The organism is Sphingomonas aurantiaca, assembly GCF_003050705.1.
Classification (GTDB): domain Bacteria; phylum Pseudomonadota; class Alphaproteobacteria; order Sphingomonadales; family Sphingomonadaceae; genus Sphingomonas; species Sphingomonas aurantiaca.
Genome location: NZ_QAOG01000006.1, coordinates 111,453 through 130,888, shown reverse-complemented (window position 1 = coordinate 130,888; position 19,436 = coordinate 111,453). Strand labels below are relative to the sequence as shown.

At 66.7% G+C, this 19,436-nt stretch carries 20 protein-coding genes and 1 other annotated feature; of the genes, 12 read left to right on the top strand and 8 right to left on the bottom strand.

Annotation, left to right across the window (positions count from 1 at the left end; genetic code table 11):
- Positions 1 to 81: 81 nt before the first annotated feature.
- Both C8J26_RS16260 and C8J26_RS16255 read left to right on the top strand, forming a co-directional pair.
- Positions 82 to 1,071: an SPFH domain-containing protein gene (locus C8J26_RS16260; RefSeq protein ID WP_107959277.1), complete on the top strand. Its 990-nt coding sequence runs from the start codon at positions 82 to 84 to the stop codon at positions 1,069 to 1,071.
- Positions 1,071 to 1,508, top strand: a complete 438-nt coding sequence (locus C8J26_RS16255) for an NfeD family protein (protein ID WP_107959276.1) — start codon at positions 1,071 to 1,073, stop codon at positions 1,506 to 1,508. Before C8J26_RS16260 ends, C8J26_RS16255 begins: the two co-directional genes overlap by 1 nt.
- Positions 1,509 to 1,641: 133 nt before the next feature.
- On the opposite strand, the gene C8J26_RS16250 is transcribed toward C8J26_RS16255, so the two are convergent.
- On the bottom strand, positions 1,642 to 3,267 hold the full coding sequence (locus tag C8J26_RS16250; RefSeq protein ID WP_244185357.1) for a phosphoenolpyruvate carboxykinase: 1,626 nt from the start codon (positions 3,265 to 3,267) through the stop codon (positions 1,642 to 1,644).
- A 192-nt stretch (positions 3,268 to 3,459) separates the two neighbouring features.
- On the opposite strand from C8J26_RS16250, the gene C8J26_RS16245 reads away from it, so the two are divergent.
- The 9 genes from C8J26_RS16245 to C8J26_RS16205 all read left to right on the top strand — a co-directional run bounded on the left by C8J26_RS16245 (position 3,460) and on the right by C8J26_RS16205 (position 10,629).
- The gene (locus C8J26_RS16245; RefSeq protein WP_056414953.1) at positions 3,460 to 4,167 is read left to right on the top strand and encodes a response regulator transcription factor; all 708 of its coding nucleotides are present in this window, start codon (positions 3,460 to 3,462) and stop codon (positions 4,165 to 4,167) included.
- Positions 4,136 to 5,719 carry a sensor histidine kinase gene (locus C8J26_RS16240; RefSeq protein ID WP_107959274.1) on the top strand — a complete coding sequence of 528 codons (1,584 nt, stop codon included), beginning with the start codon at positions 4,136 to 4,138 and terminating at the stop codon, positions 5,717 to 5,719. Before C8J26_RS16245 ends, C8J26_RS16240 begins: the two co-directional genes overlap by 32 nt.
- A 9-nt stretch (positions 5,720 to 5,728) precedes the next feature.
- Complete coding sequence (locus C8J26_RS16235; RefSeq protein ID WP_107959273.1) at positions 5,729 to 6,160, top strand: HPr kinase/phosphorylase; 432 nt, start codon at positions 5,729 to 5,731, stop codon at positions 6,158 to 6,160.
- Entirely contained in the window at positions 6,157 to 7,071 is a 915-nt protein-coding gene (gene rapZ / locus C8J26_RS16230; protein WP_107959272.1) for an RNase adapter RapZ, read from the top strand. The genes C8J26_RS16235 and rapZ overlap by 4 nt, the downstream gene beginning before the upstream one ends.
- A 15-nt stretch (positions 7,072 to 7,086) precedes the next feature.
- On the top strand, positions 7,087 to 7,494 hold the full coding sequence (locus C8J26_RS16225) for a PTS sugar transporter subunit IIA (protein ID WP_056414941.1): 408 nt from the start codon (positions 7,087 to 7,089) through the stop codon (positions 7,492 to 7,494).
- Positions 7,491 to 7,766, top strand: a complete 276-nt coding sequence (locus C8J26_RS16220; protein WP_056414938.1) for an HPr family phosphocarrier protein — start codon at positions 7,491 to 7,493, stop codon at positions 7,764 to 7,766. The genes C8J26_RS16225 and C8J26_RS16220 overlap by 4 nt, the downstream gene beginning before the upstream one ends.
- 95 nt (positions 7,767 to 7,861) lie before the next feature.
- The gene (locus C8J26_RS16215; protein WP_107959271.1) at positions 7,862 to 8,677 is read left to right on the top strand and encodes a TrmH family RNA methyltransferase; all 816 of its coding nucleotides are present in this window, start codon (positions 7,862 to 7,864) and stop codon (positions 8,675 to 8,677) included.
- A gap of 144 nt (positions 8,678 to 8,821) precedes the next feature.
- Positions 8,822 to 10,276 (top strand): L,D-transpeptidase family protein, encoded by a 1,455-nt coding sequence (locus C8J26_RS16210; RefSeq protein ID WP_107959404.1) that lies wholly within the window; start codon positions 8,822 to 8,824, stop codon positions 10,274 to 10,276.
- A gap of 11 nt (positions 10,277 to 10,287) precedes the next feature.
- Entirely contained in the window at positions 10,288 to 10,629 is a 342-nt protein-coding gene (locus tag C8J26_RS16205; RefSeq protein WP_107959270.1) for a superantigen-like protein SSL4, read from the top strand.
- A gap of 81 nt (positions 10,630 to 10,710) precedes the next feature.
- Here C8J26_RS16205 and C8J26_RS16200 read toward each other — a convergent pair whose 3' ends face one another.
- From C8J26_RS16200 to C8J26_RS16180, 5 genes are all read right to left on the bottom strand, one after another.
- A complete protein-coding gene (locus C8J26_RS16200; protein ID WP_107959403.1) occupies positions 10,711 to 11,436 on the bottom strand; it encodes a 3'(2'),5'-bisphosphate nucleotidase CysQ in 726 nt (241 codons plus the stop codon).
- A gap of 5 nt (positions 11,437 to 11,441) precedes the next feature.
- Positions 11,442 to 13,355, bottom strand: coding sequence for a sulfate adenylyltransferase subunit CysN (gene cysN, locus C8J26_RS16195; protein WP_107959269.1), 1,914 nt, complete (start codon positions 13,353 to 13,355; stop codon positions 11,442 to 11,444).
- Positions 13,355 to 14,281, bottom strand: a complete 927-nt coding sequence (gene cysD, locus C8J26_RS16190; protein ID WP_107959268.1) for a sulfate adenylyltransferase subunit CysD — start codon at positions 14,279 to 14,281, stop codon at positions 13,355 to 13,357. Before cysD ends, cysN begins: the two co-directional genes overlap by 1 nt.
- A 70-nt stretch (positions 14,282 to 14,351) precedes the next feature.
- Entirely contained in the window at positions 14,352 to 15,830 is a 1,479-nt protein-coding gene (locus tag C8J26_RS16185) for a SulP family inorganic anion transporter (protein ID WP_107959267.1), read from the bottom strand.
- A gap of 68 nt (positions 15,831 to 15,898) precedes the next feature.
- Positions 15,899 to 15,954 (bottom strand) — a sequence feature (sul1 is cis-regulatory element that is thought to sense ions involved in sulfur or methionine metabolism; They are found in Alphaproteobacteria).
- A 354-nt stretch (positions 15,955 to 16,308) separates the two neighbouring features.
- Positions 16,309 to 16,740: a DUF488 domain-containing protein gene (locus C8J26_RS16180; protein WP_107959266.1), complete on the bottom strand. Its 432-nt coding sequence runs from the start codon at positions 16,738 to 16,740 to the stop codon at positions 16,309 to 16,311.
- A 103-nt stretch (positions 16,741 to 16,843) separates the two neighbouring features.
- Between C8J26_RS16180 and trmFO the strand changes: the two genes are divergently transcribed.
- Positions 16,844 to 18,211, top strand: a complete 1,368-nt coding sequence (trmFO, locus tag C8J26_RS16175) for a methylenetetrahydrofolate--tRNA-(uracil(54)-C(5))-methyltransferase (FADH(2)-oxidizing) TrmFO (RefSeq protein WP_107959265.1) — start codon at positions 16,844 to 16,846, stop codon at positions 18,209 to 18,211.
- On the opposite strand, the gene C8J26_RS16170 is transcribed toward trmFO, so the two are convergent.
- On the bottom strand, positions 18,147 to 18,617 hold the full coding sequence (locus C8J26_RS16170; RefSeq protein ID WP_107959264.1) for an EF-hand domain-containing protein: 471 nt from the start codon (positions 18,615 to 18,617) through the stop codon (positions 18,147 to 18,149). The genes trmFO and C8J26_RS16170 overlap by 65 nt on opposite strands.
- Before the next feature lie 78 nt (positions 18,618 to 18,695).
- Positions 18,696 to 19,349 (bottom strand): squalene/phytoene synthase family protein, encoded by a 654-nt coding sequence (locus tag C8J26_RS16165; RefSeq protein ID WP_056414917.1) that lies wholly within the window; start codon positions 19,347 to 19,349, stop codon positions 18,696 to 18,698.
- Positions 19,350 to 19,436 lie beyond the last annotated feature (87 nt).

Below are 19,436 nucleotides of genomic sequence, written 5' to 3'. Positions count from 1 at the left end.
TAACCAAAGCGGGCGCGTCCGGCTAGGCCCTGTCGCGCACGGCGTGCTATAGCCCGGCGATACACAATGGGGGATGGACGTATGGGCCTGATCGTTGCCGCGCTCGCACTGGCGCTGGTGCTGCTGTATCTCTTCACCAGCATCAAGATCGTCCACCAGGGCTACCACTACACGATCGAGCATTTCGGTCGCTTCACGACGGTCGCCCGCCCCGGCTTCAACTTCTACCCGGCGTTCTTCTACCGCGTAGGGCGGAAGGTGAACATGATGGAGCAGGTGATCGACATTCCGGGTCAGGAGATCATCACCAAGGACAATGCGATGATCTCGACCGACGGGGTCGTGTTCTTCCAGGTGCTCGACTCGGCCAAGGCGGCGTACGAGGTGTCGGACCTGTACCAGGCGCTGTTGCAGCTCACGACCACCAACCTGCGTACCGTCATGGGATCGATGGATCTCGACGAGACGCTGTCGAAGCGCGACGAGATCAACGCGCGGCTGCTCAACGTCGTCGATCATGCCACGACGCCGTGGGGGGTGAAGATCACGCGCGTGGAGATCAAGGACATCCGCCCGCCCGCCGATATCGTCAATGCGATGGGCCGGCAGATGAAGGCCGAACGCGAGAAGCGCGCGAACATCCTCGATGCGGAAGGGTCGCGCGCGTCGGAGATCCTGCGCGCCGAAGGGCAGAAGCAGGCGCGCATCCTCGAATCGGAGGGGCGCAAGGAATCGGCGTTCCGCGATGCCGAGGCGCGCGAGCGTGCTGCCGTGGCAGAAGCGTCGGCGACGCGGGCGGTGTCTCAGGCGATCGAGGAGGGTGGCGCGCAGGCGATCAACTACTTCATCGCGCAAAAATATGTCGAGGCGATCGGCAAGTTCGCGACCTCGCCCAATGCGAAGACGATCCTGTTCCCGGTCGAGGCCACGCAGCTGATGGGCACGCTCGGCGGGATCGGCGAGCTTGCGAAGGATGCCTTGCGGGATGCAACCGCGTCACCGCCTTCCCCAAAGCCGACACCGCGCGGGCCGTTCGAGTTGTCGAAGTCGACCGAGGTTCCGAAAAGCTGATGGACGTGATCAGCGCGGCCGGTGCGTGGCTAATCGCCGCGCTGGTGCTGGGAATTGCCGAACTCGCAGTCCCGGGGGTGTTCCTCGTATTCCTCGCCATCGCCGCCGCGGTGACCGGTGCGGCGGTGTTCGTCTTGCCGGACCTGCCAGTGGCCGCGCAACTCGGGGCGTTCGCGGTGTGGAGCGCCGTAACCGTGCTGATCGGCAAGCGCTGGTACCGCGATTACCCGGTCGAGGGCGGCGACCCGATGCTGAACGATCGCTCGGCGCGGCTGGTAGGTCAGGTGGTGTTGGTCGAGACCGCGCTGGTCGGCGGGCACGGCCGCGTGCTGGTCGGCGACGGCAGCTGGCCTGCGCGCGGCGATGATGCGGCGGTCGGGACGCAAGTCCGGATTACTGCCGTGGTCGACGGCGCAGTCATGGTCGAGCTTCTGTGAACCCCTCTCCCTTTGGGAGAGGGAAAGCCGCGCAGCGGCGAGGGTGAGGGCACGCCAAGCAGGACCGTGCCCTCACCTTCCCACCCAGCTGCCCCGTGCGGGCCCCTTCCTCTCCCCCGAGGGGGAGAGGAGTTTATGCCGGCTCGCCAACCTTCGGCGCAGCCTGCCGGACGCCCTCGTCGACATGCTCGGCGAACTGAGCGAAATTCTCCACGAACAGGTCGACCAGCTTCGCCGCCGTCGCATCATACGCGTCCGTATCCGCCCAGGTAGTCCGCGGGTCGAGAATCGCGCTGTCGACGCCCGGCACGCTGACCGGCACCTGGAACCCGAAATTCGGGTCCGTCCGGAACTCGGCATCGTTCAGGCTCCCATCGAGCGCCGCATTCAGCAGCGCGCGCGTCGCCTTGATCGGCATGCGGTTGCCGACCCCGTATTTGCCGCCGGTCCAGCCGGTATTGACCAGCCAGCAATCCACCCCGCCCTTGGCGATCCGCTCCTTGAGCAGATTGCCATAGACCGACGGATGACGCGGCATGAACGGCGCGCCAAAACAGGTCGAGAAGGTCGCATCGGGCTCGGTCACGCCGATCTCGGTGCCCGCGACGCGCGCGGTATAGCCCGACAGGAAGTGATACATCGCCTGGTCGGGCGTCAGCTTGGCGATCGGCGGCAGTACGCCGTACGCGTCCGCGGTCAGCATCACGATGTTGCGCGGCACCGGCCCCATATTCTCGGCCGAGGCATTGGGGATGAAGTCGATCGGATACGCGCCGCGGCTGTTCTCGGCGAGACTGTGGTCGTTAAGATCGAGCCGCCGCGTCTCCGGATGCATCACGACGTTCTCGAGCACCGTCCCGAACCGCTTGGTCGTGGCGAAAATCTCGGGCTCGGCATCCTCGGACAGCCGGATCATCTTGGCATAGCAGCCGCCCTCGAAATTGAAGACCGCTGTGTCGGACCAGCCATGCTCGTCATCACCGATCAGAGTCCGGCTCGCATCGGCCGACAGCGTCGTCTTGCCCGTGCCGGACAGCCCGAAGAACACCGCGGTATCGCCGTTCGCACCCATGTTCGCCGAGCAGTGCATCGGCATCACCCCGGTCGGCGGCAGCAGATAGTTCAGCAGCCCGAACACGGATTTCTTCATCTCGCCGGCATATTTCGTGCCGCCGATCAGGATGAGCTTGTCGGTAAAGTTTACCGCGATCACCGTCTCGCTACGGCAGCCATGGCGCGCGGGATCGGCGCGGAAGCTCGGCAGGTCGACGATCGTATAGTCCGCGACGAAGTCTTTCAGCGCAGCCTCTTCGGGCCGCACCAGCATCGTCCGGATGAACAGATTGTGCCACGCCAGTTCGGTGACGACGCGGACAGTGACGCGGTGATCGGCCTGCGATCCGCCGTACAGGTCCTGCACGAACAGCTCGTCCTTCGCGGCCAGCGCGGCGAAGAAATCTTCCTTCAGCGCGGCAAAATGCGCCGGCTCCATCGCCTTGTTGCTTTTGCCCCACCACACCGTCGCCTCGGTCTCGGCGTCGCGGACGATGAACTTGTCCTGCGCGGATCGCCCGGTATGCGCGCCCGTCTCGACGACCAGCGGGCCGTCCGCGGACAGGCTGCCCTCGCCGCGTTCGAGTGCCGCCTCGACGAGCTGCGCGGTGACCAGGTTCCAGTGGAGCGCGGCACCGGTTTCGATTCCCTGCGCGGCAAGGCCACCAGACGGAATACGGGCGTTGGATACGGGGGTGTTGGGCAAGGCATCTCTCCAGATGATTTTTCGCATACGTATGTATGTCGTTGATCGGGGATGTAGGCGGCGGCCCAGCACGGGTCAAATGCACCGCTGGAACGCTGTCCCGATGCGGCCCCAGTTGAGTGCCGCCGCGGTTTGCCCTACCCCGTCCCACCAACGATCGAGGCAGGCGACCCAGAGAATGACGGCCCGAACATGACGGCAACGATCGCGCTGGTCGACGACGACCGCAACATCCTGACCTCCGTGTCGATCGCGCTCCAGACCGAAGGCTTCGTCACGCGGGTCTATTCGGATGGCGAGACCGCGCTCAAGGCGCTGACCGACAACCCGCCCGATCTTGCGATCTTCGACATCAAGATGCCGCGGATGGACGGCCTCGAACTGCTCCGCCGTCTGCGCGAGAAGAGCCAGATCCCGGTGATCTTTCTCACCAGCAAGGACGACGAGCTCGACGAGGCGCTGGGCCTCGCGATGGGCGCCGACGACTACATCGCCAAGCCGTTCTCGCAGCGGCTGCTGATCGCCCGCATCCGCGCGATCCTGCGCCGGACCGAACTCGCGCACTCGCCCGGCACCGAGACCGAGGCGGAAGCCGCAGGGCCGCTCGATCGCGGCCGGCTGAGCATGGACCCCGCGCGGCATCGCACATTGTGGGGCGGCGAGCCGGTCACGCTGACGGTCACCGAATTCATGATCCTGGAGACGCTTGCGCAGCGTCCGGGCATCGTCAAGACGCGCAACCAGCTGATGGACGCGGCGTATCAGGACGACATCTATGTCGACGACCGGACCATCGACAGCCACATAAAACGACTGCGCCGCAAATTCAGGCAGGTCGATCCCGCGTTCGACGCTATCGAGACTTTATATGGTGCCGGGTATCGATTTTCTGAGGAATGAGCTCGGCGACGATGGTCGCGATCTCACGCTGCGCTGGTCGGGACAGATCTCGCTCACGCGGCGCATCCTGGCGGTCAACATCTTCGCGTTGCTGCTGCTCGCAGGCGGGTTCTTCTACCTCGATTCCTATCGCAGCCGGATCGTCGACAGCCGGGTCGCGCAGACCGCACGCGAAGCGCGGCTGATCGGCGAGGCGATCGCGGCGGTCGACCCGGCGCTGCGCAACCCGCTCGTGGTCCGGCTCGCGTCGGACACCGGGTCGCGGATCCGGTTGTTCGACGCGCGAGGCGGCACGATGGTCGACAGCCGCGCGCTCGGCCTGCGCAATTTCGTCCTGCAGGATCCCGACAAGGAGGACCGTGACCAGGTGATCGCGCGGTTCCTCGACGCGGCGATCGACATCGTCGTGATGGCGCCGCGCCCACCGCTCTACCGCGAGCGCGCCGACGGCCAGCAATGGCCTGACGTCGCGGCCGCGCGTGCGCAGGGCGTTGTCGCGACCACGGTGTGGCGCGCGCCCGATCGGACGCCGGTGATCACCGCCGCCGCGCCGCTCCGCGCGGGCGGCGTGGTGATGACGACGGTCAACGCGCGTGACATCACCAAGACGGTGCGGATCGAGCGGTTCCGGCTCAGCATGGTGCTGCTCGGCGTGTCGATCGTCTCGATCCTGCTTTCGCTGTTTTTGGCACGGACGATCGTACGCCCACTCCGCCGCTTGGCGCGCGCCGCGGTCCGCGTCCGCCTGGGACGCGCGCGCGAGGTCGTGGTGCCACGGCTGCCCTCGCGCCGCGATGAGCTCGGCATGCTCGCACGCGCGCTCTCCGACATGAGCCTGGCGCTCAGGGCGCGGATCGACGCGACCGAGGCCTTTGCCGCCGACGTCACGCACGAGATGAAGAACCCCCTCGCCTCGCTCCGGTCGGCGGTCGAGGGGTTGTCGCGCGTGCAGGACCCGGCGCTCCAGGCGCAACTGCTCGCGATCGTCCGCGATGATGTCCACCGGCTCGATCGCCTGCTGTCCGACATTTCCGAAGCCTCGCGGCTCGACGCGCAGCTCAGCCGTGCCAAGTTCGAGCCCGTCGATATCGCGGCAATGCTTGAAGGGCTGGTCGCGCAGCGCGACGCGCGCGGAGTCGAGCGCGGCATCCGGCTGCGGTTCGATCGCAAGCCCGACGACCGCATGATCGTGCTCGGCGAAGGCGCACGCCTCGAACGCGTGTTCGAGAACCTGATCGACAACGCGCTGTCCTTCTCCCCCGAATCGGGCGTGATCGCGATCTCCGCGAACAGCCAGGGCGATGACCTCGTCATCCGCGTCGAGGACGAAGGCCCCGGCGTTCCCGAGGATGCGCGCGAAGACGTGTTCAAGCGGTTCCACTCGGTCCGCCCGGACAGCGAGACGTTCGGCCAGCATTCCGGGCTGGGCCTCGCGATCGCGCGGACGATCGTCGACGGACACCAGGGCGCGATCTTCGTCGAATCGCGCGAGGACCGGATCGATGGCGCGCGCTTCGTCGTCCGACTACCGCTCGCCGATCTCCCGTTGTAAGGACCGCGCGTGGCTATCCCCTCCTCCGATAGGCTCCACGCCACCACGGTCGCGATCGACGGGCTCGCCGTGTTGATCGAGGGCCGCTCGGGCTCGGGCAAGTCCGATCTCGCGCTACGCCTCATCGATCGCGGTGCCACGCTCGTCAGCGACGATCAGACGCTGGTGATGCGCGCGGGCAAGACGCTGCGCGCGCGGGCGCCGGCGACGATCGCGGGGCGGCTCGAAGTGCGCGGGATCGGCATTCTCGGCTTTGCGCATGTCGACGACGTGCCGGTCGCCCTGCTAGTCTGCGTCGACGGCGCGGTGGAGCGGATGCCCGAACGCCGCGCGCGCAAAATCGCCGGGATCGACGTCCGCCAGTTCGCGGTCGACCCGTTCGAAGCCTCCGCCCCGATCAAGGTCGAACTCGCATTGCGCAATCCGGAGCCACTCGAATGACCCGTCCCAAGGACATCTTGCTCGTCACCGGCATGTCGGGTGCCGGCAAGTCGACCGTGTTGAAGACGCTCGAGGATCTTGGCTGGGAGGTTGTCGACAACCTGCCGCTGCTGCTGCTCGACCGGCTGCTCGATGCACCGCTGCCGGAAGGATCGACAGGTGATTCGCAGCCTCTGGCGATCGGCATCGGTGCCCGGACCCGCGACTTCGACCCGGAGCGCATCGTCCGCCGCATCCGCGACCTGCGCGACCGCCACGGGCTCGAGATCGGGATGCTGTTCCTCGATTGCTCGGGCGCCGAACTCGAACGGCGCTATTCCGAAACGCGCCGACGCCATCCGCTCGCGCTCGATCGTCCGGCAAACGACGGCATCGGCCGTGAACGCGAACTGCTCGCCCCGCTTCGGGATTGGGCGAACCGCTTGATCGACACCACCGACATGGCGGCGAACGAGCTGGCGCAACAGATCCGCGCGAGCTTTGCCGGTGGCGAGCTGGGCGAACCAACCTTGTCGATACGCTCGTTCGGTTTCGCGCGCGGCCTGCCGCGCAACGCGGACCTGGTGTTCGACATGCGGTTCCTGCGCAACCCGCACTGGGACGCGGCGCTGCGCCCTGGCACCGGGCTCGATGCCGATGTGTCGGCCTATATCATGGCCGACCCGGCCTATGAGGCGGCGGTCAGCCGGATCGAGGAGCTGCTGATGCTGCTGCTCCCGCGCTACCGTGCGGAAGGCAAGTCGTATGTGACGGTGGCGTTCGGGTGTACCGGAGGGAGACACCGGTCGGTCCACGTCGCCGAACGGGTGGCGCGGCGGTTGCACGACGCGGGATTTTCCCCCACTATTGCACACCGCGACCTGGGGGCCGCTCCGCAAGATGCTCTCGAAGGGTCACCGGTCGTCTTATGAGTATGAAACGCTGACATGATCGGCCTTGTTCTGGTAACGCACGGTCGATTGGCCGAAGAGTTTGTTCGCGCGATGATCCACGTCGTCGGCCCGCAGGAACGCGTGGCCCCGATCGCGATCGGTCCTGATGACGACATGGAAGAGCGCCGCGCGGACATCGCGGCCGCGATCAAGGATGTCGATGTCGGGAACGGCGTGATCGTGCTGACCGACCTGTTCGGCGGCACCCCCTCCAATCTCGCAATCTCGCTGATGGAGCGCGGCCGGATCGAAGTGATCGCGGGCATGAACCTTCCCATGCTGATCCGCCTCGGCTCGGCGCGCAAGTCGATGACCGTCGTCGCAGCCGTCGCGGCGGCGCGCGAGGCGGGGCGCAAATATATTTCGGTGGCGTCCGAGGTTCTCGGCGAGGCGGCGGCATGAGCGAGGTAACGCGCACCGTCCAGATCACCAACCGCCGCGGGCTCCATGCCCGTGCCAGCGCCAAGTTCGTCACACTCGCATCGTCGCATCCGGTCGAGGTCCGCGTGACCAAGGACGGGTCGGACCATGTGACCGGCACGTCGATCATGGGGCTGATGATGCTCGGCGCGGCGATGGGCGACGCGATCACGATCAGCGCGAACGGCGAAGGGGCCGAGCATACGGTCACCGCCCTTGCCGAACTGGTCGAGGCGAAGTTCGGCGAGGATTGACCGTCCTGCGCCGCTGCCGCTTGCGGGCGGGAGCGCGTAAGGGCATGAGCAACCGCGTGCTTACAAATCCATATGCCACGCGGACGCAGGCCTAGATGCCGCGCGAGATAACCGCCTTTTCGAACCCGCTGATCAAATATGTCCGCGACCTGCGCGACAAGCGGCATCGACGCGCCGCCAGGCAGTTCCTTGCCGAGGGCCTGCGGATCCTCACCGAAGCGCGCGAGACCGGCCGCCTGCCCCGCACGCTGTTTTACGCCGCGGCCAGCGCGAACCACCCGCTCGTCCACGCGCTGTCGATGGACGTCGAGGACGCCGGCGGCGAGTCGATCCAGACCACGCCCGACATCCTCTCGAAACTGTCGGGCAAGGATAACCCTCAGGCAGTGGTCGGCGTGTTCGACGAATTCGACGCGACGCTCGACGATCTCGATCGTGCCAGCGCGAGCATCTGGCTGGTCGCCGAACGGCTTCGCGATCCCGGCAATCTCGGTACGATCCTGCGCACCGGCGATGCGGTCGGCGCAGGCGGCCTCATCCTGATCGGCGAGTCGGTCGATCCCTTCTCGGTCGAGGCGGTCCGCGCGAGCATGGGCGCCCTGTTCACGATCCCCGTCGTGAAGACCGAGTGGGAACCGTTCGAGACCTGGCTGCGCGCCGGCCCCGGCCAGCTGGTCGGCCTCAGCCTCGATACCGATACCGATTACCGCGCCGCCACCTATACCGGCCCGACGTTCCTGCTCACCGGCAACGAAGCACAGGGTATGCCGCCCGAGATGGCCGAGGCGTGCGACGTGCTCGTCAAGATCCCGATGCTCGGCAAGGCGGACAGCCTGAACGCCGCGGTCGCGACGGCGGTGATGGCCTATGAAGTGCTGGCCCGGCAGGAAAAATCCACCGCGTCGGCCTGAACCAACGAAATGGGCCCGATTGGCGATGCTTAGCGACTCCGGTTCAGCTAAGGGAGAGCTACGACGTGCAAGAGCGTCGGCGAGTTACGGTTAGACAGGATGAGTATGGCGCGCGGTTTGGACGATGGACGAGTGAAGACCGGCATGATCCGGTCGGCGATCGCGGTTGCCGCGACGCCGTTGCTGATGGCGACGCCGCTGTTCGCACAACAGGTCACCCCGCCGGTGGTGACGCCGACCGTGCCCATGGCCGTGCCGACGCTGGCGCCGCCGGTCATCACCGTGCCGCCGCTGAGCGACGCACAGGCGACGCTGCTCGACAAGCTGCTCAACGGCGACATCGTCGCGCAGGGCCTCAAGTCCGCCGCGACCGCGTCGACCACCGCGCCGACCAAGCAGGAACTCGTTCGCGCCGCGCTCGATCATGCGCGCGCCGTCCATGCGGGTCGTCTCAGCGAGGGTGATTTCCAGAAGGATTGGGGCCTGCGCCCGCCGACCTACGATCCGACCCCGGCGTTCGCCGATGCAGTCCGCCTCGATCGCATCGCGGCGTGGTTCGCCTCGTTGCCGCCCCCCTATGCGGGCTATGATGGCCTGCGAAAGGGTCTGCAGACCTACCGCTCGATCGCTGCTGCGGGGGGCTGGTCGCCACTCGCCTCGGGTCCCGATTTCACGATCGGCGCGAGAGGCGCGCGCGTGCTTGCACTGCGCAAGCGTCTTTCGGCCGAGGACAAGGACGTCTCGACCAGCGGTGACACGTTCGACACCTCGCTGCTCGACGCGGTCCGCCGTGCGCAGCGCCGCTACGGGCTCAACCCGAGCGGCATCGTCTCGACGCAGACGCTCGCCGCGCTCAACGTCTCGGCGACCGATCGCGTTCGTCAGATCATGGCGAACATGGAACGCTGGCGCTGGCTGCCGCAGGACCTGCCGCGCGACCGTATCCAGGTGAACATCGCCGCGGCAGTGCTCACCGTGTTCGACGGCGACACGCCCGTCCAGTCGATGCGCGCGGTCACCGGGCGGCCGGGCGACGAGACGCCGATGCTGTCGTCGACGATCCACAGCATCGTCATCAATCCGCCCTGGAACGTGCCGACCTCGATCGCGACCAAGGAATTGTGGCCCAAGGAGAAGGCGAACCCCGGCTATCTGAAGCGCAACGGCTTCAAGGTGATCGACGGGACTCGGCTCCAGCAACAGGCCGGCGACCAGAGCGCGCTCGGCCGCTTCAAGTTCGATTTCGCCAACGATTATTCGGTGTATCTCCACGACACACCGAGCCGCGCCAAGTTCGCAAGCTTCAGCCGGCTTTCGAGCCATGGCTGCGTACGCCTTGAAAAGCCGGGAGAACTTGCCGACCTGCTGCTCAAGGGCGATCCCGCCTGGACACCCGAGCTGGTCGACGCCGCGGTCGCCAAGGGCGACACTGTCCGTGCCCGCCTGACCAAGCCGGTGTCGGTCTACCTGCTCTACTGGACCGCGTTCGCCAGCGGCAACGGCCAGATGAACTTCCGCGCCGATCCCTATGACTGGGACGGCATTCTCGCGTCTAAGATCGAAGCGCGCACCGCACGCCAGACGCTCGCCGCTCGCTGAGAGGATCCGACATGACGATTTCCACCCGTACTCGTACTGCCATCGCCGGTGGCCTGCTCGCCGCAATGGCGCTGGCCGGCTGCTCGCGCTCGGAGCCCGAACAGCCGCCAACGGACGTCAACATGGTCGAGGATACCGGCGTCACCGAGACCGAGGCAGCCCCTACCCCGGTCGAGGCAGCGCCGGTCGAAGCGCCGCCAGTTGCACCAGCCGTGGTCGAGCCACCGCGCGAAAAGCCGGTCGCGCCGGACGAGCAGATGCTCGACGATGCCGATGCGACGGGCATGACCGCACGCGTCACGCGCGATGAGGCACCGGCCGAGAACGAGGTCGAGGCCGAGCCGCAGCAGTAATCCGTTCTCCCGCGCGCGCAGGAGTCCAGGATAACGGGTAGTGACGTCTGTGACCCTGGGCTCCTGCGTGCGCAGGAGAACCTATGCGGCCATCGCCGCCATCACCCGGTCGCGCAGGTCGACCGGGCATATCAGCAGGTCGGGCATGTAGACATCCCGACAATTATACACGAGCGGCGACCCGTCGATCCGGCTGCAATGCAGCCCGTATGCCGCGGCGACCGCGACCGGGGCGGCCGAGTCCCACTCATATTGGCCGCCCGAGTGGAGGTAGATGTCCGCCTCGCCGCGGACCACCGCCATCGCCTTCGCACCCGCCGACCCCATCGGGATCAGCGTCGCACCCAGGATTTCGGCGACCTCCACCGCCTCGGGCGCAGGGCGCGTGCGGCTGACGACCATCCGCAGCGGATCCCCCGGCGGTGGCACCGGTGCGGGCCGGTCGGAGCGCAGGACCAGACCCAGCCCCGGCAATGCGACCGCACCGACCGTCGCGACACCGTCGATCGCAAGCGCGACATGCACCGCCCAGTCGTCGCGTGCCTCGCCATATTCGCGCGTGCCGTCGACCGGATCGACGATCCACACGCGCGACATCGCGGTCCGCGTCCCGTCGCACCGACGCTCCTCGGAAAGCAGCCCGTCTGCCGGCCGTGCCTCCTGCAGCGCATGGACGAGGAACGCGTTGGCCGTCTCGTCGCCCGCCTTGCCCAGCGCGCCGGGCGAAAACACGCCCGACCGTCGCACTTCGAGCAGCAACCGCCCTGCCGTCTCGGCCAGATGCGCGGCGAGCTCGCCGTCCGTCATCGCGCTCATGGAATGAGCATCGCGACGATGGCATCGGCCGCCTCGTCGGGGGTCATCCCCGTCGTATCGATCCGGATCTCCGGGTTCGCCGGCGCCTCATAGGGGGAGTCGATCCCGGTGAAGTTGGCGAGCTTGCCCGCGCGCGCCTTGGCATACAGCCCCTTCACGTCGCGCCGTTCGGCCTCCGCCAGCGGCGTGTCGATATGCACCTCGATGAACTCGCCGGGGGCCATCATCTGCCGGACCATCTCGCGTTCGGCGCGGAACGGCGAGATGAACGCGGTGATCACGATCAGCCCGGCATCGGTCATCAGCTTGGCGACCTCGCCGACGCGGCGGATATTCTCCACCCGGTCGGCATCGGTAAAGCCCAGGTCGCGGTTCAGCCCGTGCCGAACATTATCGCCGTCGAGCAGGAACGTATGCCGGTTCATCCGCGCGAGCTTCATCTCGACCCTGTTGGCGATCGTCGACTTGCCGGCCCCGGAAAGCCCGGTGAACCACAGCACCGCCGCCTTCTGGTTCTTCAGGCTGGCATGCGCCTCGCGGCCGATATCGGTCGCCTGCCAATGGACGTTCTGCGCGCGCCGGAGCGAGAAGTGCAGCATCCCTGCCGCGACCGTCGCATTGGTGATCTTGTCGACGAGGATGAAGCCGCCGAGCTGACGGTTGTCGGCATAGGGCTCGAACACCAGCGGCCGGTCGGTCGAGAGGTTGCCGACACCGATCGCGTTCAGTTCGAGCGTCTTGGCAGCAAGCCGCTCCATCGTGTTGACATTGATCTGGTATTTCGGCTGCTGAACGGTCGCCGTCACGGTCTGCGTCGCGAGCTTCAGCCAATAGGGACGCCCTGGCAGCATGGCGTCATCGGCCATCCAGACGATCGTCGCCTCGAACTGATCCGCCGCCTCGGGCGGCGACTCCGCGGCAACGATCACGTCGCCGCGCGAACAGTCGATCTCGTCCGCCAGCGTCACCGTCACCGATTGCCCCGCCACCGCGCGCGGCAGGTCTCCACCGAACGCGACAACGCGCGCGATCGTCGACGTCCTGCCCCCGGGCAACACGCGCACTGCATCGCCCGGCGCGATCGAACCGCTCGCGACGAGCCCCGAGAATCCGCGGAAGTCGAGATTGGGCCGGTTCACCCACTGAACGGGCATCCGGAACGCGCCCGCCTGATCCTCGCTGACGTCGAGCGTCACCGTGTCGAGATGGTCGATCAACGTCGGCCCGTCATACCACGGCGTCTGCGCGCTGGAGGTCGTGATGTTGTCGCCCTTGAACCCCGAGATCGGCATCGGCGTGAACGCCGCGATCCCGATCGACTCCGCAAACGCCGCATAGTCCGCGACGATCCGGTCGTAGGTCGCCTGGTCGTAGCCGATAAGGTCCATCTTGTTCACCGCGAGCACCAAATGCCGGATGCCGATCAGATGCGCGAGATAGCTGTGCCGCTTCGTCTGCGTCAGGATGCCCTTACGCGCATCGACCAGGATCACCGCAAGATCCGCGGTCGACGCGCCGGTGATCATGTTGCGCGTATACTGCTCATGCCCCGGCGTATCGGCGACGATGAACTTGCGCTTCTCGGTCGAGAAATAGCGATAGGCGACGTCGATCGTGATCCCCTGCTCGCGCTCGGCGGCAAGCCCGTCGACCAGCAGCGCGAAGTCGATCTCGCCGCCTTGCGTGCCGACCTTCTTGGAATCGCTCTCCAAGGCGGCGAGCTGATCCTCGAAGATCATCTTAGAATCGTATAGCAACCGACCGATAAGCGTGGACTTTCCGTCGTCCACCGACCCGCAGGTGATGAAGCGGAGCAAGCTCTTATGCTGATGCTGGAGCAGATAGGCGTCGATATCCTCAGCGATGATATCCTGCACTTGGTAGGCAGATTCCTGCGTGCGCGTAGCCATCAGAAATAGCCCTCCTGCTTCTTCTTCTCCATGCTCGCCGATCCCGCATCGCGGTCGATCGCGCGGCCCTGGCGTTCGCTGGTGGTGGTCAGCAGCATCTCCTGGATCACCGATGACAAGCTCGCCGCCTCGCTCTCGACCGCGCCGGTCAGCGGGTAGCAGCCGAGCGTACGGAAGCGAATCGAGCGTTCGACCGGTACTTCGCCGGGCTTGAGCCGGAAGCGATCGTCGTCGACCATCAGCAGCATCCCGTCGCGCTCTACGGTCGGGCGCGGTGCGGCGAAATAGAGCGGGACGATCGGGATGTCCTCCAGCTGGATATATTGCCAGACGTCGAGCTCGGTCCAGTTCGAGATCGGGAAGACGCGGATGCTCTCGCCCTTCGCCTTGCGCGCGTTGTAGAGGTTCCACAGCTCGGGGCGCTGCTGCTTGGGATCCCAGCGGTGATGCGCCGCGCGGAACGAGAAGACGCGTTCCTTCGCGCGGCTCTTCTCCTCGTCGCGGCGTGCACCGCCGAACGCCGCATCGAAGCCGTGCAGGTCGAGCGCCTGCTTCAGCCCCTCTGTCTTCCACATATCGGTGTGCAGCGCGCCATGGTCGAACGGGTTGATCCCGCGCGCCTCGGCCTCGGGGTTCTTGTAGACGAGCAGCTCCATGCCGCTCTCCGCCGCCATCCGGTCGCGCAGGTCGTACATCGCCTTGAACTTCCACGTCGTATCGACGTGGAGCAGCGGGAATGGCGGCGGCGAGGGATAAAAGGCCTTGCGCGCGAGATGCAGCATGACCGCGGAGTCCTTGCCGACGCTGTACAGCATCACCGGGCGCTCGCACTCGGCGACCACCTCGCGCAGGATATGGATGCTCTCCGCCTCGAGCCGCTGGAGATGCGTGAGCGACACGGGCGGCGTGTGTGAAGAATTCGTCATCCCCTCGAACGTAGGGGGTCGGGGCGGCGCGTACAGCATCGTATTTCTCGCCCGCCCCCAAGATCGGGCATCAGCCCCCCGCCGGATCCATCATCAGCGGGGCGTGCCGATCGACCAGCGTCGTACTGGCGGCATTGAGGCCGATCACCTCCACCTCGCGGCCATGGCGGCGCAGCTTGGCGACCACGTCCTGCAACGCCGCCACTGCGGTGACGTCCCAGAGATGCGCCGCGGTCAGGTCGATCCGGACGGCGCGCGCGGTCTCGCGCAGGTCGAACCGGTCGGCGAAGATATCGGCACTGGCAAAGAAGATTTGGCCGCTTACCCGGTAGATACGCGTATCGCTTGCCACGTCGTGATCGATATCGACGTCCATCAGCCGCGTGACCTTCCATGCGAAGAACACGCCGCTGAGCAGGACGCCGACGCCGACGCCGAGCGACAGGTCGTGCGTCGCGACGGTGACGACGACGGTGGCGACCATCACCACGCTCGACATCTTCGGGTGCCGCGCCAGATCGCGCAGCGAGCCCCAGGAGAAGGTGCTGATCGACACCATGATCATGATCGCGACCAGCGCCGCGACCGGCACCTGTGCGACCCACGGCCGCAGCGGCACCATGACGACGAGCAGGAACACGCCCGCGACCATCGTCGAGATCCGCCCGGTGCCGCCATAGCGGACGTTGCCGACCGTCTGGCCGATCATCCCGCACCCGGCGATCCCGCCGAACGCGCCCGCCGCGATGTTGGCAAGGCCGAGTCCGGTGCATTCGCGCGCCTTCGAGCTGGTCGTCTCGGTCAGTTCGTCGACCACGCTTGCGGTCATCATCGATTCGAGCAGCCCGACCGCCGCCATCGCGAAGGCATAGGGGGCGACGATCCGCAGCGTCTCCCACGACAGCGGGACGTCCGGCAGGCCGAACGACGGCAGCGAATCCGGCAGGCGGCCGAGATCGCCGACGGTCTTGAGCGGCATCGGGAACCACATCGCGATCGCGGTCAGCACGACGATGCAGATCAGCGGCGACGGGATCGCGCTGGAGATGCGCGGCATGAGGTAGATGATCGCAAGGCCGCCGGCGATCATCGCATAGGCCTGCCAGCTGACGCCGACCATCTGCGGCACCTGCGCCGAGAAGATCAGGATCGCGAGCGCGTTGACGAAGCCGGCATGGACCGACTTCGAGACGAACCGCATCAGCACGTCGAGCTTGGCGAGCCCGAACGCGATCTGGAGAGCGCCCGCGAGCATCGTCGCGACGAGCAGATATTGCAGCCCGTGCGCGTGGACGAGCGCGGCGGCGACGAGCGCGACGGAGCCTGCCGCGCCGGAGATCATGGCCGGGCGTCCGCCCGCAAAGGCGATGACGATGCCGATCACGAAGGAGGCGAACAGGCCGACCTCGGGATCGATTCCGGCGACGAAGGAGAAGGCGATAACTTCGGGAATCAACGCGAACGTGCCCACCATGCCGGCAAGAACGTCACGGCGCGCAGCCGTCGGGCCGCTGAACCATTCGGCCCGGTAACGAGTAAGTGATGTCATATGTGTATCCGCAAAGGACGCGAGAACCGCGGCGAATGCGCGGGCGGTTCATTTCAAAGGCGTCGGTGCGTTGTCCGGCGGATCGGCGGCCGGAATAGCCACCCGGAATTGCACCGGGTCCAAGCGAGTGCGTGCCGATTAGCTTCCTTGGCGCTGCATTGCAACATCACCAGCCGCTTATTCCTGTCGGCCGTCATCCTGACGACAGTCAGGACCCCGGGTTACAGGACGCGTCGTTCTCGGCTCTGGATCCTGACTTTCGTCGGGATGACAGGAGGAGGGTACGGCTCAAGTGAACAGGTCCACAACCTCGGCCCCCTCGCCCACCACCTGCGATAGCCACGTCTGATCATCGTAGGGGAAGCCTCGTCCCACGCCTTCCGTTATCCTGACGAAATTCAGGATCCAGAGTTACAGGACGCGTCACTCTTGGCTCTGGGTCCTGACGTTCGTCAGGATGACGGACGGTGGGTACGGCTCACGTGAACAGGTCCACGACCTCGGCCCCCTCGCCCACCGCCTGCAACAGCAACGTCCGGTGGCAATGACACGGATCGCGCTCGTAGCAGAGCAACGCGCTCGGCTTCTCCGCGGCGAGCCCCAGCATGATCGCCGCCTGCGCCTGTGCCTCGGGGAGTTCGAGCTGCTCGTCGTACACCGCGGTCAGCGTCGAGACGTCGCCCTTCTTCGCCGCATCGCGCCCGCGCTTCGGCGTGCCCAGCGCCTTCAGATGCGCGTAATCGATCCCCGCCTCACGCAGCGACGCCGCGAGGGATGTCTTGGAAAACCCCGGTCGCCGCGACAGGGGGAGCGCGCGGACGTCGATCACGCGCTCCACCCCGGCCCGCGTCAGCGCCGAAAGAAAGTCGGTCATCGTGGTGGCTTCATAGCCGATCGTGAAGATCTTCATCCGGACGAAGTGGGATTGCCCCGCCGGCACCGCAACCGCCCACACGACAGGCGCTGACACGACAGGCGCTGACACGACAGGCGTCCCGCGCTATCTGACCGGAATGACCCACGATATTCATGTTATCGGCGGCGGCCTCGCCGGTTCCGAAGCGGCCTGGCAGCTTGCCGAGGCCGGCCTCAAGGTGCGCCTCTCCGAAATGCGCGGCAGCGGCGAAGCCACGCCCGCGCACCAGACCGACGGCCTCGCCGAACTCGTCTGCTCGAATAGCTTCCGCTCGGACGATGCCGAGAGCAACGCGGTCGGCCTGCTCCACCAGGAGCTTCGCACGCTCGGCTCGCTGATCATGCGCCAGGCGGACATCCACCGCGTCCCCGCCGGCTCCGCGCTCGCGGTCGACCGCGACAATTTCTCGAACAGCGTGACCGAGGCGATCGACCAGCACCCGAACATCACGCTGGTGCGCGAACGCGTCGACGCGCTCCCGGATGGGCCGACGATCGTCGCCACCGGCCCGCTCACCGCCGCGTCGCTCGCCGCCGGGATCGGCGCGGAGACCGGGCGCGAGGCGCTTGCTTTCTTCGACGCGCTCGCGCCGATCGTCCACCGCGACTCGATCGACATGGACACCGCCTGGTTCGCCTCGCGCTGGGACAAGGGTGAGGGCAAGGATTACATCAACTGCCCGATGGACAAGGACCAGTATCTCGCCTTCCACCAGGGTCTGGTCGATGGCGAGAAGACGCCGTTCAAGGACTGGGAGAAGGACACGCCCTATTTCGACGGCTGCATGCCGATCGAGGTGATGGCCGAACGCGGCGTCGACACGCTGCGCTACGGCCCGATGAAGCCGGTCGGGCTCGACAATCCCAAGACCGGGCGCTGGCCGCACGCGGTCGTCCAGCTGCGGCAGGACAATGCGCAGGGGACGCTCTGGAACATCGTCGGCTTCCAGACCAAGCTGAAGCACGCGGATCAGGTCCGCCTGTTCCGCACCATCCCCGGCCTGGAGAATGCCGAGTTCGCGCGACTGGGCGGGCTGCATCGCAATACGTTCATCCGCTCGCCAGAGCTGCTCGACGCAACGCTGCGGCTGAAATCGCGCCCAAACATCCGCTTCGCCGGGCAGATCACCGGCTGCGAGGGCTATATCGAGAGCTGCGGGATCGGCATGCTCGCAGGGTTGTTCGCCGCAGCCGAACTGACCGGCAAGACGCTGACCCCGCCACCCTATGCGACCGCGCTCGGTGCGTTGCTCGGCCACATCACCGGCGGCGCGGAGGCCGAGACCTATCAGCCGATGAACGTCAATTTCGGCCTATTCCCGCCGATCCCCGGCCGGACCAAGAAGACCGACCGGAAGAAGATGTACACCGATCGCGGTCGCGCGGCGCTCGCACAGTGGCTCAACTCTCCTCAGCAGCACCCTGAGGCGGCGGACATTTCGCCCGAAATGGCCCCTTCCGCTTGACCGCTGTCGTGGCAAATTCCGGGGCGGTCATCGCCCCGGATTTGTCGCGATCTGCATCGGCGAACTTGGTCGTCGCCTTCACCGCCCATTCGTCGAACGACAGCGTCCCGTCGCCATTCACGTCGAGCCGGGCATAGGCCTTGCGCCGCTGCACGAGATATTCCTCGCGCGTGATCTTGGCATCACGGTCCTTGTCGTAGCGGTCGAAGCGCTTCTGCTCGCGGGTCTTGTCGGTCGCTTCGGGGGCTGTATCGGGCAGCGGATCGCTGGCAATCGCCGCACCCCCGATCTGCGCCACGGGTTGCGCCGGCAGCAACGGCCCCGGCCGGGCCTTCCCGCTGAAGATCATGAACCCCGCGACGATCAATGCGATCACCGCCGTGCCGCCCGCCAGATATCGCCACATCGAAGCCCCCCCGCCTGCCAAGCCCGCCTGCCAAGCTCGCACGCTAGACCTCCGACGCGACGATCCCCATCCGATTGGTCAGTATCCGGTCAATCTGTGCCATGCCAACCGCCCGACCCGCTTCGGGCTGCCCGGCAGCGTTGGTGAGGCCGACAGGTCGAACCGCGCCGACAGCGCCAACGCCCCCAGCGCCCGAGCGCCGCTCGGCCACCGACCGCGCACCGCCACATCGAGCGCCTCGACCGCCCGCGTGCGCGCCAGCGAGCGGCCAGGCGCGTCGCTCAACCTCTGCGACAGATCGGCCAGCGCCCATCCCTCGCCCGCCAGCCCGATCCGCGCGTCTTGCACCGATAGAAGCGTGCCGGCCAACTCGAACAACCGGCGCCCCCTGTCACGCGCAAACCGGTCCATGGCCGCAGCGTCGAGCGCCGGCTCCAGCAGAGCGTCCCAGCCATCGGTCAACGCGGCGAGCATCGCCCCCGATACGCCCGCCGGCAGCACGAGGGCTTGCAACGCGGTCAACACCGGCTCTGCAGGTGCCGGCGTGCCATCGAGCCGCCCCAGCGCCTCGTACCACCATGTCAGCCGCATCTGCCCGACCAACGGCTCGCGCGTCGTGCGCAGGATCTTCCCCAGCGTCTCGTCGAGCGCGAACAGCGCCTTGAGCGCGGGGCGAACCGCAGGCGGCGCATAGGTGATGGCGAGGGCAAAGTCGGCAGGGTCGCGGGTCATCACCTGCGGATAGCCGAGCCTGGCGTCGAGGATAACCCGTATCCTCGGCCGCAAGTGTTACCAGGCACGTAACCATCTTTCTTGATC